General features: G+C 72.2%; 14 protein-coding genes. All 14 read right to left on the bottom strand.

Annotated elements, in window-relative coordinates; genetic code table 11:
• Positions 1-83 precede the first annotated feature (83 nt).
• The 14 genes from lgt to CQ044_RS06570 all read right to left on the bottom strand — a co-directional run bounded on the left by lgt (position 84) and on the right by CQ044_RS06570 (position 12,521).
• Entirely contained in the window at positions 84-1,097 is a 1,014-nt protein-coding gene (gene lgt / locus CQ044_RS06635) for a prolipoprotein diacylglyceryl transferase (protein WP_105687861.1), read from the bottom strand.
• Between the two features lie 29 nt (positions 1,098-1,126).
• The gene (gene trpA / locus CQ044_RS06630) at positions 1,127-1,915 is read right to left on the bottom strand and encodes a tryptophan synthase subunit alpha (RefSeq protein ID WP_105687739.1); all 789 of its coding nucleotides are present in this window, start codon (positions 1,913-1,915) and stop codon (positions 1,127-1,129) included.
• Positions 1,912-3,135 carry a tryptophan synthase subunit beta gene (trpB, locus tag CQ044_RS06625; RefSeq protein ID WP_105687738.1) on the bottom strand — a complete coding sequence of 408 codons (1,224 nt, stop codon included), beginning with the start codon at positions 3,133-3,135 and terminating at the stop codon, positions 1,912-1,914. The genes trpA and trpB overlap by 4 nt, the downstream gene beginning before the upstream one ends.
• The gene (trpC, locus tag CQ044_RS06620; RefSeq protein ID WP_181158213.1) at positions 3,132-3,941 is read right to left on the bottom strand and encodes an indole-3-glycerol phosphate synthase TrpC; all 810 of its coding nucleotides are present in this window, start codon (positions 3,939-3,941) and stop codon (positions 3,132-3,134) included. Before trpC ends, trpB begins: the two co-directional genes overlap by 4 nt.
• Before the next feature lie 2 nt (positions 3,942-3,943).
• Positions 3,944-4,174, bottom strand: coding sequence for a DUF6704 family protein (locus tag CQ044_RS06615; RefSeq protein WP_105687736.1), 231 nt, complete (start codon positions 4,172-4,174; stop codon positions 3,944-3,946).
• 96 nt (positions 4,175-4,270) lie between these two features.
• Entirely contained in the window at positions 4,271-4,849 is a 579-nt protein-coding gene (locus CQ044_RS06610) for a Trp biosynthesis-associated membrane protein (RefSeq protein WP_258133182.1), read from the bottom strand.
• Positions 4,849-5,250 carry a phosphoribosyl-AMP cyclohydrolase gene (hisI, locus tag CQ044_RS06605; RefSeq protein ID WP_181158201.1) on the bottom strand — a complete coding sequence of 134 codons (402 nt, stop codon included), beginning with the start codon at positions 5,248-5,250 and terminating at the stop codon, positions 4,849-4,851. Before hisI ends, CQ044_RS06610 begins: the two co-directional genes overlap by 1 nt.
• Positions 5,247-6,041, bottom strand: a complete 795-nt coding sequence (gene hisF / locus CQ044_RS06600; protein ID WP_045273087.1) for an imidazole glycerol phosphate synthase subunit HisF — start codon at positions 6,039-6,041, stop codon at positions 5,247-5,249. The genes hisI and hisF overlap by 4 nt, the downstream gene beginning before the upstream one ends.
• The gene (hisG, locus tag CQ044_RS06595; protein WP_105687734.1) at positions 6,041-6,883 is read right to left on the bottom strand and encodes an ATP phosphoribosyltransferase; all 843 of its coding nucleotides are present in this window, start codon (positions 6,881-6,883) and stop codon (positions 6,041-6,043) included. The genes hisF and hisG overlap by 1 nt, the downstream gene beginning before the upstream one ends.
• Before the next feature lie 40 nt (positions 6,884-6,923).
• Positions 6,924-7,187, bottom strand: a complete 264-nt coding sequence (locus tag CQ044_RS06590) for a phosphoribosyl-ATP diphosphatase (protein ID WP_045252002.1) — start codon at positions 7,185-7,187, stop codon at positions 6,924-6,926.
• Positions 7,184-7,879 (bottom strand): ribulose-phosphate 3-epimerase, encoded by a 696-nt coding sequence (gene rpe, locus CQ044_RS06585; RefSeq protein WP_105687733.1) that lies wholly within the window; start codon positions 7,877-7,879, stop codon positions 7,184-7,186. Before rpe ends, CQ044_RS06590 begins: the two co-directional genes overlap by 4 nt.
• Before the next feature lie 128 nt (positions 7,880-8,007).
• The gene (locus CQ044_RS06580; RefSeq protein ID WP_258133181.1) at positions 8,008-9,363 is read right to left on the bottom strand and encodes an RsmB/NOP family class I SAM-dependent RNA methyltransferase; all 1,356 of its coding nucleotides are present in this window, start codon (positions 9,361-9,363) and stop codon (positions 8,008-8,010) included.
• 134 nt (positions 9,364-9,497) lie between these two features.
• A complete protein-coding gene (gene fmt, locus CQ044_RS06575) occupies positions 9,498-10,457 on the bottom strand; it encodes a methionyl-tRNA formyltransferase (protein ID WP_105687731.1) in 960 nt (319 codons plus the stop codon).
• A 57-nt stretch (positions 10,458-10,514) separates the two neighbouring features.
• The gene (locus CQ044_RS06570) at positions 10,515-12,521 is read right to left on the bottom strand and encodes a primosomal protein N' (RefSeq protein WP_258133180.1); all 2,007 of its coding nucleotides are present in this window, start codon (positions 12,519-12,521) and stop codon (positions 10,515-10,517) included.
• Positions 12,522-12,540 lie beyond the last annotated feature (19 nt).

Here is a 12,540-nt window from a genome sequence, read left to right as displayed (position 1 = left end):
GGGACATCGTCGGCCCGCTCGTTCAGTGCGTGATTCCCGGTGGACGTGCGTCCACCGCAGCGAGGCTCCTGTCGGTGCCGTTCTCAGGGGCGGGAGACGGCGCTCGTGGCGTCCGCCTCCGCGCGATTCTCGTCGGGCTGAGGCTCGCTCAGATCGACGAAATCATCGGGGTTTTGTGATTCTACCCCAGCGTTGCTCGGCTCCCGACCCGGCTGGTACGGCGAGGGCTCGTACCCGGGGTGACGGCGGGCCTGGACGAAGAGGATCACGATGCCGAGCACGACGCCGAACAGCGCCGCCCAGACGTTCGTGCGCAGCCCGAAGTAGATCTCGCTGGGATCGATGCGGATCGACTCCCAGACCATGCGTCCCGCGCCGTACCAGATCAGGTAGACGGCGAACAGCTTGCCCCACTGCAGGCGCAGTTTGTGGCCGAGCCAGAGCAGGAACAGGCAGCCCAGGGTGTTCCAGATGACTTCGTACAGGAACGTCGGATGGAACAGCGTCCCGGGGGCGAGGCCGGCCGGGAAGGCGGGGTTGGTGGACTCGATCTCGAGGCCCCAGGGCAGGTCGGTGGGCAGACCGAACAGCTCGTGGTTGAACCAGTTGCCGAAGCGGCCGAACGCCTGCGCCAGGATGAGGCCGGGGGCCAGGGCGTCCGCGAACGCCGAGAAGCGCACTCCGGTCCACTTGCAGCCGAGCCAGGCGCCGATCGCGCCGCCGATGAGGGCGCCGAAGATGGCGATGCCGCCCTCCCAGATCGCCCAGACCGAACCGGGCTCGAAGGGGTTCCAGGTGTTCTTGTCCGGTCCGAAGTAGAAGCCGGGGTGCGTCAGCACGTGGAAGATGCGCGCTCCGATGATCGCCAGCGGCACGGCGATGATGCAGATGTCCACGACGACCCAGCGCTCCGCACCGCGCTTGCTGAGACGGTGGTTGGTGAGCAGCGTGGCGGCGATGATGCCGGCGATGATGCACAGCGCGTAGAAGTGGATCTGCAGCGTCCACCCGAAGATGTTCAGCGTGAAGAAGCTGACCGGCGGGCTCGGGATGCTGGCGTGCACGCCGATGAGGGCGTTCTGGAGCGCGAAGGGCATGATCACGAGTCTACGTCGTCAGGGCGCCGTCACCGCGCGCGTGCGGTGCCCGTGGCGAGTTCACGGGTCACCTCGGCGAGCCGCTCCACTCCCCCGTCCCTGAGCGCGCGCACGAGAGCCGTGCCGACGATCGCGCCGTCGGCGTACTCCAGCACGCCCGCGATCTGGTCGGCCGTGGAGATGCCGATGCCGACGCAGGCGCGCCCTGCGCCGTGCTCGCGGAGCCGCCCGACGAGCGTGCGGGCCGCTTTGTCCAGCTCGGCGCGCTCTCCGGTGATGCCCATGGTCGAGACCGTGTAGACGAAGCCGGTCGAGCGCGACGCGACCAGGTCGAGCCGGGCGTCGGTCGACGTGGGGGCGGCGAGGAAGACGCGGTCGAGTCCGGTGCGCTCGCTGGCGGCGATCCACTCCGGGGCTGCCTCCGGCGTGATGTCCGGGGTGATGAGCCCCGCGCCGCCTGCGGCGAGCAGGTCGTCGGCGTAGCGGTCGACGCCGTACTGCAGCACGGGATTCCAGTACGTCATGACGACCACGGGAGCATCGACCGCGTCCGTGATGGCCTTGACCGCGGTGAACAGGTCGCGCATCCGGAAGCCGTTCGCGAGCGCGGCCTGCGTCGCCTCCTGGATGATCGCGCCGTCCATGACGGGATCGCTGTAGGGCGGGCCCAGCTCGATGATGTCGACGCCGTTGCGTGCGAGCGCGATCGCCGCGTCGATGCTCGTCTGCAGATCCGGGTAGCCGACCGGCAGGTAGCCGATGAAGGCGCCGCGTCCCGCGTCGTGCGCGCGCTGGATGGCTTCTTCGACGCGACTCATGCGCCGGCTCCGTTCTCTGCTGCGCCCTCGTCGTAGAGGTGGAAGTAGCGCGCGGCGGTGTCCATGTCCTTGTCGCCGCGTCCGGAGAGGCAGACCGCGAGGATCGCGTCGGGACCGAGCTCCTTGCCGATCCGGATGGCGCCGGCGAGGGCGTGCGCGGATTCGATCGCGGGGATGATGCCCTCGGTGCGGCTGAGCAGGCGCAGGGCCTGCATCGCCTCGTCGTCGGTCGCGGGGATGTACTCGGCGCGGCCGATCGCAGCGAGCCAGGAGTGCTCCGGTCCCACGCCGGGGTAGTCGAGCCCGGCCGAGATCGAGTGCGACTCGATCGTCTGCCCGTCCTCGTCCTGCAGCACATAGGTGCGGGCGCCGTGCAGCACACCGGGCCGACCGCGCTCGATGGACGCGGCGTGCTTGGGCGTGTCGACGCCGTCGCCGGCGGCCTCCACGCCGTAGAGGCGCACGGCCTCGTCATCGAGGAACGCGTCGAACATGCCGATCGCGTTGGATCCGCCGCCGACGCACGCGAGCACCGCGTCCGGCAGGCGTCCGGCCTCGTCGAGCAGCTGCTGGCGGGCCTCTTCACTGATGATCTTCTGGAAGTCGCGCACCATGGCGGGGAACGGATGCGGGCCCGCCGCGGTGCCGAAGATGTAGTTGGTCGTCTCGACGGACGCGACCCAGTCGCGGTAGGCGTCGTTGATCGCGTCCTTGAGGGTGCGCGAGCCCGTGGTGACGGGAACGACCTCCGCGCCGAGAAGGCGCATGCGGGCGACGTTGAGCGCCTGACGCTCGGTGTCGACCTCGCCCATGTAGATCGTGCAGTCCAGGCCGAACAGCGCGGCCGCGGTCGCCGTGGCGACGCCGTGCTGACCCGCCCCGGTCTCGGCGATCACGCGCGTCTTGCCCAGCCGCTTGGTCAGCAGGGCCTGGCCGAGCACGTTGTTGATCTTGTGCGAGCCGGTGTGGTTGAGGTCCTCGCGTTTGAGGAAGATCCTCGCGCCGCCGGCGTGCTCGGCGAACCGCGGCACCTCGGTGATGGGCGAGGGACGACCGGCGTAGGAGTGCAGCAGGGTCGCGAGCTCGGACTGGAACGCCGGGTCGGCGATCGCCTCGTGGTAGGCCTCGGTCAGCTCGTCGATCGCCGCGATGAGCGACTCGGGCATGAATCGTCCGCCGAACTCGCCGAAGAACGGCCCCGGCTGATCGCGAAGACTCACTTCGTCTCCCTCCGGTCGCTCAGTGCGTCGCATGATCCGGCCTCCAGGAAAGAATGCAGGGTGGCGACGGGATCGCCGGTGACGAGGGCCTCGCCGATGAGCACGGCGTCGGCGCCGGCCGCGCGGTAGTGCGCGACGTCGCCGGGCGTGAGCACCGCGGACTCCGCGATCTTCACGGAGGTCGAGGGGATCCGCTCCGCCAGCCGGCCGAACAGCTCCCGGTCCAGCTCGAGCGTCTTCAGATCGCGGGCGTTCACGCCGATGAGGTGCGCGCCGAGGTCGATCGCGACCTCGAGCTCCTCGGCCGAGTGCGTCTCGACGAGCGGAGTCATGCCCAGCTCGAGGATGAGGGCGTACAGCCGCTCCAGGTTCGCGCGGTCCAGGCCCGCCACGATCAGCAGCGCGAGGGACGCGCCGGCGGCACGCGCCTCGAACACCTGATACGGCGTGGCGATGAAGTCCTTGCGGAGCACGGGGACCTGCACGGCGGCGGTGACCGCTTCGAGGTCGGCCAGGCTGCCGCCGAACCGGCGCTCCTCCGTGAGGACGCTGATCGCGGATGCGCCGCCCTGCTGGTACAGGGACGCCTGCAGCGCCGGATCCGGGATCTCGGCCAGGGCTCCGCGCGACGGGCTCGCCCGCTTCACCTCGGCGATGATCTTCACCCGGTCGGCGGGCGCCAGCGCGGCGCGGGCATCGAGTGCGGGGGCGCGATCCAGGGCGGCGCGCTCCACGATCGCGAGCGGACGCTCCCGCTCGCGACGGGCCGCGTCCTCGACTGCGCCGGCCGTGAGGTCGGCGAGCACCATTAGTGCGCCTTCGGCTGGTACTTCGGGCCCTTCGCGCCGTAACCGGCCTTGGAGAGCACCCAGCCGGAGATCGCGCCGACGACGATCAGTGCGACGCCCACCCAGACCACGACCGGGACATCGAGGAAGAACGCGGTCGTGCCGACCGTGAAGCCGAGCAGCATGATCACCACGGCGGTCCAAGCCGCAGGCGAGTGTCCGTGGCCGGGATCTGCGATGGGGTTGCTCATGTTCTCCTCCGAGCGTCGGGTGGTGGGTTCAAAGTCTATCGGGATCGCGCCTGGCGGCGAGGACGCCGGACGGCATGAGTGCCTTCGGGGCGGGCGTCAGCGCGTGGGATCCGTGCCGCGGCTGAGGTCGTCCCAGCTCTCCACGGCGTCGACCGGTCCGTCGTGCGGCACGGGCGCTGTGCGGTAGCGCCGCCCGCCGCTGCGCCATCGGCCGGCGGTGATCAACGCGAGTCCTCCGCCGAGCACGAGCAGGATCCAGCCGACGAGCGCCGCCCAGGGCCAGGCCGTCACGGCGATGCCATCGATGATCGCCGACAGTGCGGTGTCCCCGGCGAGCCCCGTCGCCTTGGTCAGGGCCGGGCTCACCGCATCGAGGGGATGCTGCAGGAGGATGCGCGCCGTCAGTACGAGCATGAGGACGCCGACGGCGACCGCGATCGCGGCGAACACGCGACGCATCACGGGACCGACCAGAGCGATGGCCGCGCAGAGAGCGAGCGCGGTGAGGCTCAGCGGCGCGAGCACCGGCAGCGCCGCATTGCCGGCGACCTCGAGCGCCTCACCCCCGTCGGCGCGTCCGACCGTGAGCCAGGTCTGCGTCGAGGAGAGGATGCCGATCCCGCCCGCGAGCAGGATCAGCAGAAGGCTCGTGGACTTCGCGCGGCGCGTGAGCATCACTCCGTCGCCTGCTCTGCACTGTCTGGGGTGGAACCGTCCTGTGCCGCAGCGACGACGGGGTCAAGATCCGTTCCGTCGAAGCAGGTGCGCGTGCCGGTGTGGCAGGCCACCCCGATCTGGTCGACGAGCAGGAGCACGGTGTCGCCGTCGCAGTCGAGGCGGGCGCCGCGCACGTTCTGGACGTGGCCTGAGGTGTCGCCCTTGCGCCAGTACTGCTGGCGGGAGCGGGACCAGTAGGTGGCGCGACCCGTCGTCAGCGTGCGGCGCAGCGCCTCCTCGTCGGCCCACGCCATCATGAGCACCTCGAGGGTGTCCCACTGCTGCACGACGACGGGGACCAGTCCCTGGTCGTTCCAGGTGACGAGGCCCAGTTCGGCCCCGATGCGGTCGTCGGTCACGTCGTCTCGTTCCGTTCGCTCAGCGCACTGCGTCGCACCGTCACGCCCGCGGCGCTCAGGGCCGCCTTGACGTCGCCGACCGTCAGCTGGCCGGAGTGGAAGACGCTCGCGGCCAGCACGGCGTCGGCGCCCGCGGCGATGGCAGGGGCGAAGTCCTCCGCCTTCCCCGCACCGCCCGAGGCGATCACCGGAACGCTGGAGACCTCGCGCATGAGTCGCACGAGCTCCAGGTCGAAGCCGTCCTTGGTGCCGTCCGCGTCGATCGAGTTGACCAGCAGCTCGCCCGCACCGCGCTCGATCGCCTCGCGGGCCCAGTCCAGCGCGTCGAGGTCGGTCTCGGTGCGACCACCGTGGGTGGTCACCGCGAAGCCGGAGGCCGTGCGGGCGCTGCGCTTGATGTCGAGCGAGAGCACGAGCACCTGGGCGCCGAAGCGGTCGGCGATCTCCCCGATGAGTTCTGGCCGGGCGATCGCCGCGGAGTTCACGCCGACCTTGTCGGCGCCGACGCCCTGCAGCCGGGCGACGTCGTCGACCGAGCGCACCCCTCCGCCGACCGTGAGCGGCACGAAGACCTCCTCGGCGGTGCGGCGCACCACGTCGTAGGTCGTGGCGCGCTCGTCCACGGTCGCGGTCACGTCCAGGAACGTGATCTCGTCGGCGCCCTGCGCGGCGTAGTGCCGCGCGAGCTCGACCGGGTCGCCCATGTCGCGCAGGTTCTCGAAGTTGACGCCCTTGACGACGCGGCCGGCGGCCACGTCGAGACACGGGATGACGCGCGCGGTGAGCGACATCAGAGCCTCGCGGCGTGGATCGCGGTCACGAGGATCGCCCGCGCGCCGAGCGCGTAGAGCTGGTCCATGACCTGGTTCATGCCGCGGCGCGGGATCATCACCCGCACGGCGACCCAGGCCGGATCCCGCAGCGGGGACACGGTCGGGGACTCGCGTCCCGGTGCGATCGCGGCCGCCTGCTCGACGAGGTCGGCGGGCAGGTCGTAGTCCAGGAGCACGAAACGGTGGGCGACCATGACTCCGCGCAGCCGCCGCAGCAGCTTCTCGGTGCCGTCGGCGTCGCCGGGGCGGCTGATCAGCACGGCCTCGGACTCGATGATCACCGGTCCGAAGATCTCCAGCCCCGCCTGGCGGAGGGTGGTGCCGGTCTCCACGACATCGGCGATCGCATCCGCGACGCCCAGGCGCACGGCGGACTCCACGGCGCCGTCCAGGGGGACGAGTTCCGCCTCGACGCCGTGCTCGCGCAGGTAGTCGTCGACGAGTCCGGGGTAGGCGGAGGCGACCCGCACCCCGTTGAGGTCCTCGAGGGTCTTGAACCGGCCGGGAGGCGCGGCGAAGCGGAACGTCGAGCGCGCGAAGCCGAGCTGCTCGATCTCTCGAGCGTCGGGGCGGCGCACGTCGCGCAGTAGATCCCGGCCCGTGATGCCGACATCCAGCGCGCCGGAGGCCACGTAGGTGGCGATGTCACGGGGACGGAGGAAGAAGAACTCGACGTCGTTGTCGGCGTCGATCACGTGCAGGGTCTTGGTGTCGCGGCGGCCGGCGTATCCGGCTTCGGCGAGCATCTCGGCGGCGGTCTCGGACAGCGATCCCTTGTTCGGGACGGCAATGCGCAGCATGGGAAGGTCTTTCGTTCGAAGCGATCCTGGTCGGGGCGCTTCACAGATGTCGGTAGACGTTCTCCAGGGTCAGTCCCTTGGCCAGCATCAGCACCTGCAGGTGGTACAGCAGCTGGGAGATCTCCTCGGCCGCGGCCTCGTCGCTCTCGTACTCGGCGGCCATCCACACCTCGGCCGCCTCCTCCACGATCTTCTTGCCGATCGTGTGCACTCCCGCGTCGAGCTCGCGCACCGTCCCGGATCCCTCCGGGCGCTCGGCCGCCTTGCGGCTCAGCTCGGCGAACAGTTCGTCGAAGGTCTTCACCCTCCCAGGCTACCGGCTCGCGCGAGGCCCCGGAGCCGCGTGACGGCCGCTTCGACGTCGTGGGAGCCGTAGACGGCGGATCCGGCGACGAACGTGTCGGCGCCGGCGGCCGCGGCCTGGGCGATCGTCGCATCGGAGATCCCGCCGTCGACCTGCAGCCACACGTCGGATCCGCGCCGCTTCGCCTCATCCGCGAGAGCGCGCAGCTTCGGCATCGTCTCCGGCAGGAACCCCTGCCCGCCGAAGCCGGGCTCGACGGTCATCACGAGGATCTGGTCGAACTCGCCGAGGATGTCGTAGAGCGGCTCCGCCGCCGTGCCGGGTTTGACGGCGACACCGGCTCTGGCGCCGATGCTGCGGAGCCTGCGGGCGAGCGCGACGGGATCGGTCGCCGCCTCGAGGTGGAAGGTGACGCTCGCGGCGCCCAGTTCCGCGTATCCCGGCGCCCAGCGGTCCGGATCCGTGATCATGAGGTGCACGTCGAGCGGGATCGGGCTCGTCGCCTGGATGCGCTCGACCATCTGCGGCCCGAACGTGAGGTTCGGCACGAAGTGGTTGTCCATCACGTCGACGTGCGCGAAGTCCGCGGTCGCGATGCGGGCGAGATCCGCCTGCATGTTCACGAAGTCGGCGGCGAGGATCGACGGGTTGATCCGAGGGACTGCGGGCAATTCGGCGCGGGATGCGGGCATGCGCCCATTATCCCGGCATCGGCGCCCCGGTCCGCCCCTCACTACTTCCGGGTCGTCCCCATCAGCGCACGCCATAGGGTCCGCTGATGGGGACGACCCGGAAGTGGGGAGCGAGTAGCGACCGACCCTTACGGCTGTTTCCGGAGCAGCGAGAGGAACATCGCGTCGGTGCCGTGACGGTGCGGCCAGAGCTGGGCGTGACCGGATCCGCTCGACGGCTCCGGCAGGTCGATCGGCTGTTCCGACACGGCGCGGACCGCCTCGCGGGCGTCGAGCTCCTGCACGTCCTCCCTGTCGCGGAGCACGGACTGCACCACCGCGGCGGTCTCGGCGAGGTGCGGCGAGCACGTCACGTAGGCGAGGATGCCTCCGGGCTTGAGCGCTTCGAGCGCGGCTGCGAGCAGCCCCTCCTGAAGAGCGGCGAGTTCGGGGACATCGGCCGCCGTCTTCCGCCAGCGCGCCTCCGGCCGGCGCCGGAGCGCTCCGAGCCCGGTGCAGGGTGCGTCGAGCAGGATCCGGTCGTAGGCGCCGGGGCGGTCGACGGCGAGGACGCGACCGTCCTCCTCGGCCACGTCCACATGCAGCGGCACGGAGGCGACGGCCTTGCGGACCAGCCCCGCCCTGGCCGGCACCACCTCGTTCGCATCGAGTGTCGCGCCGCTGCGCAGAGCCTCCGCGGCGAGCAGCGCGGTCTTGCCGCCGGGGCCGGCGCAGAGGTCCAGCCAGCGCTCCCCCGCCGTGACCGGCTGTGCGCCGACGAGAGCGAGTGCGACGAGCTGCGAGCCCTCGTCCTGCACGCGCACGCGCCCCTTGTTCGCGGCGACGACCGCTCCGGGGTCTCCCCCTGCGGATCCGAACGCCGTCGCCGCATACGGCCGCCGGGGCTCCTGCGGCTCCGCGAGCCCTGGCAGGGCGACGAGCGTGACCTCGGGCGCGGCATTGTCGGCGGCGAGGAGCGCCTCGAGCTCCTCCTCCCGGCCCTCGGCCGCGAGGGCACGGCGCAGGGCGCGGATGATCCACACCGGGTGGGCGAAACGGAGTCCGAGGCGCTCGTCGTCCGAGCGCGCCGCGGCCGTGACCGCATCGAGCCACTCCTCCTGCGTGCGCGCGGCGACGGAGCGGAGCACCGCGTTCGCGAAACCGGAGGCCCCACGGCCCGCATGCAGCGCGACGAGGTTCACCGACTCGTTGACCGCGGCGTGGGTCGCCACACGGGTCGCGAGAATCTGGTGCGTCCCGAGGCGCAGGGCGTCGAGCACGGGCGGATCGATGTCGGCGATGTCCCGGCCGGCCGCCTGCGCGATGATCGCGTCGTAGGTGCCGAGACGGCGCAGGGTCCCGTAGGCGAGCTCGGTCGCGAGGGCCGCATCCGCGCTGGAGAGCGCCGCCTCCCTGATCGCGCCGGGCAGCAGCAGGTTCGCGTAGGCGTCGGAGGTGCTGACAGCGCGGATCACGTCGTAGGCGACGCGGCGCGCAGGCTGCACGTCACGGGGACGCGCACCCCGCGACGGTGCACGATGCGATGTTCCTCCCGTGCTCTCCCGACGCGGTCCGCCCTGCCCGTCCGCGCGTCGCTGCGGACCCCGACGGTCGTCGCGGTTCTGCCGTCCCTGCCCGCTCATCGTGCCTCGTTCCCCTCGCTGCGCGAGGAGGCCGCATCGAGCTCCACGGTCGCGCCGTCGGCGACCCGCAGGCCGCGGAACCAGTCGGACGCCGCCATCGCGGCCTTGCCCGCGGGCTGCACGCGCACGAGCAGCAGCGGCACGGTGCCGGTGCCGACGAGCACTCCGCCCTTGATCCCGCGCAGCCTGCCCGGCGGAAGCAGGTCCGCATCCTCCGCCCGCGCGAGCTCGCGCACCTTGAGCGGTGCGCCGTCCCAGGTCGTGTGCGCACCCGGCTCGGTCGTCACCCCGCGGTAGCGGGCGAATACGGCGTCCGCGGATTCGGTCCAGTCCAGGCGCCCGTCGTCGAGGGCGAGCTTCGCGGCGTGCGTGGCGTCGCCCTGCTGCGGCAGCGGGCGGGCGCTGCCGTCGGCGATCGCGGAGGCCGCCTCCGCCGTGAGCTCGGCGCCGTCCACGGCGAGCGAGGCGAGCACATCGTCGGCGGTGGCGTCGCCCGCGACCGGATACGCGCGCATCACGTGCACGTCCCCGGCGTCGAGCGCCGGCACGAGCTGGAACACGGTGGCGCCGAGCTCGGCATCGCCCGCGATGAGCGCCCGCTGCACCGGGGCGGCTCCGCGCCAGGCGGGCAGCAGCGAGAAGTGCAGGTTGATCCAGCCGTGCTCCGGCGCGCTCAGGAGCGGTTCGCGCACGAGGCCGCCGTAGGCGACGATGACGCCGAGCTCGGGGCGCAGCGCGGAGATCCGCCCCGTGGCCTCCTCATCCAGTCGCGCGGCCTTGATGATCGGGATCCCGAGCGCCTCGGCCTCCTGGGCGACCGGCGACGGCGTGAGGATCCGCTTGCGCCCGAGCGGGGCGTCGGGACGCGTCACGACCGCGACGATCTCGTGCTCGCCGGCGAGGCGACGGAGGGTGGGCACGGCGGCCGCCGGGGTTCCGGCGAAGACGAGACGCATGGGGGTCCTTCGAAGGTGCTGCGGGATGTTCGAGACGAACGGCGCGGTTCGGGTGGGTCAGAGGTCGGGTTCGGTGACGTCGAGCCTCACCGAGAGCGTAGTCCGTAGGGTCTTGCCGCGGGCCCGGCGGCGGCCCATGGCCTCGGCCACGACGGCGGCCCGGAGCGTGCCGGCCACGCGCGCGCCCTCGGCGTAGGGGAAGCGCACGAGCGCGCGTTCCCGTCCGTCGTCGTCGCCCTCGATCGGCACGGGTCCGAGCACGGCGTCCGGCGGAAGCTGGAGCGCCGCGATGTCATCGAGAGCACGGCGGACCCCCGCGCCCGTGCCCTCGAGCTGCGCGACCCTGACGGAGGGAGGCATGCGCAGCGGCGCGCGTTCGACGAGCTCCGCACGGGCGTACGACGCCTGGGACCACGTGGCGAGGGCGCGGGCGACCGCGCCGTCGACGCCGACGAGATGGATCGGCGCTCCGGGGGCGGCCAGAGCCGCCGCGTTCGACCACCAGCGCAGGCAGGACTCGCCGATCCGCAGTTCGGGCGCCTGCAGCATTCGGGAGCCGTCGAGCAGCACGACCGCGCGATAGCCGCCCTCGGCCAGGGGCTCGGCGCCCCGCGTCGCGACGACCAGCGCGGGCTTCGCGTCGACCCGTTCGACCGGGTGGTTGCCGTCCGCGACGATCACCCTGATGCCGGGGAACGCGCGCCCCAGTTCCTCCGCCGTCCGTTCGCTGCCGGACGCGGCCAGTCGCACGGTCTCGCCGCCGCAGGAGCCGCAGGCCCACTGCCGCGCACCGCGTCCGCACCAGGCGCACACGGGGGTCGCCCCGCGGTGCGCGGCGCCGAGCGGTCCCCCGCAGGATGTGCAGCGCGCCGGGGCGCGGCATGACGCGCACACCAGAGTCGGCGAGAAGCCGGGCCGGGCGACCTGCAGCAGCACGGGGCCGGTCGCCGCGGCCTCCCGGGCCGTCAGGAAGGCCCTGGACGGCAGGCGCTGACCGCGGCGGTCCAGATCCTCCGTGGTGTCCAGAACGATCCGCGGCAGCCGCCGTCGTGCCGCCGTGATCGCACGGATCCATCCGCTCTCGACCAGGCGCTCGACGTCCGTCGTGCGGGTGTGGCCCGCGAAGAGCAGGGCCGATCCCTCCTGCTCCTGTCGCAGCAGGGCGACGTCGCGCGCATGCACGCCGGGTGCGAGCGGCTCGCCGAGCAGGCTGTCGCCGTCGTCCCAGAGCGCCACCAGCCCCGCCCGCACGGGGGCGTACGCGGCGGAGCGGTTGCCGACGACGATGCACGGCGCGTCCTCGAGAGTGCGGAGATACGCGCGATACCGGTCGGGATTGGTCTGGCGGGAGTCCAGCCGTGCGACGGGGGCCTCAGGTGCGAGCACATCGAGCGCGGCGAGGAGCAGATCGAGGTCGCGGTAGTCCGGCACGACCAGGATCGCCGAGGCGCCGTCGGCGATGGTGCGCGCGGCCGCGGCGGCCAGCAGCCTGGTCCACTCCGGCAATCCGTCGGGGGCCAGTCGCGGAATCGCCTCCACGGCAGCCCGCGCGGAATCCGCGAGCGCGTCGGCGAGGCCCTCGTACTGGGCGATCGTGTCGGAGACGGCGGGGAGCACTGGCACTATCGGCGAGACGGCGGCGACGGCGTCCGGATCCCGCGGGGCGTCGTCCGCTTCCTGGGTCGCATCGTCAGCGGCCCGGGCCGCGAGCCATGCCTTCTCCACGCGCACCTGGCGCTTGGGCACGATCAACCGGAGCACGTCCGAGGCGCTGCCGGCGGCGCGATCGGCCACGCGGCGGGCGAGCGTGCAAAGCTGCTCCGGCAGCACCTGCGCGCGCGACACCACGGCGTCGACCTCGGCGAGGGTCCTGGTGTCGTCGTCCTCGGTGTCGAGCTCGACCACGTAGGCGTCGATGAGTCGTCCGGCCGAGCGGAGCGGCACCCGCACCCGCACCCCCGGCATCGCGTCGTCGATCAGCTCAGCCGGGATGGCGTAGTCGAACAGCCGATCCAGCTGCGGGACCGGCGAGTCCAGCAGCACGCGGGCGATCGGCCGTGGCACGAGCGGAGCTTGCGGGTGA

The organism is Microbacterium sp. MYb64 (genome assembly GCF_002979495.1).
Lineage (GTDB): Bacteria > Actinomycetota > Actinomycetes > Actinomycetales > Microbacteriaceae > Microbacterium > Microbacterium azadirachtae_A.
Note: the sequence above shows the minus strand (reverse complement) of the source record. Positions and strands in the feature narration are given on the sequence as shown.

What these genes read in the sequence shown, in the direction of transcription:
- lgt (WP_105687861.1), bottom strand. Translation starts at nt 1,097, where the DNA reads ATGCCCTTCGCGCTCCAGAACGCCCTCATCGGCGTGCACGCCAGCATC.
- trpA (WP_105687739.1), bottom strand. Translation starts at nt 1,915, where the DNA reads ATGAGTCGCGTCGAAGAAGCCATCCAGCGCGCGCACGACGCGGGACGC.
- CQ044_RS06615 (WP_105687736.1), bottom strand. Translation starts at nt 4,174, where the DNA reads ATGAGCAACCCCATCGCAGATCCCGGCCACGGACACTCGCCTGCGGCT.
- CQ044_RS06610 (WP_258133182.1), bottom strand. Translation starts at nt 4,849, where the DNA reads ATGCTCACGCGCCGCGCGAAGTCCACGAGCCTTCTGCTGATCCTGCTC.
- hisF (WP_045273087.1), bottom strand. Translation starts at nt 6,041, where the DNA reads ATGTCGCTCACCGCGCGCGTCATCCCGTGTCTCGACGTGGCCGCCGGC.
- hisG (WP_105687734.1), bottom strand. Translation starts at nt 6,883, where the DNA reads ATGCTGCGCATTGCCGTCCCGAACAAGGGATCGCTGTCCGAGACCGCC.
- rpe (WP_105687733.1), bottom strand. Translation starts at nt 7,879, where the DNA reads ATGCCCGCATCCCGCGCCGAATTGCCCGCAGTCCCTCGGATCAACCCG.
- fmt (WP_105687731.1), bottom strand. Translation starts at nt 10,457, where the DNA reads ATGCGTCTCGTCTTCGCCGGAACCCCGGCGGCCGCCGTGCCCACCCTC.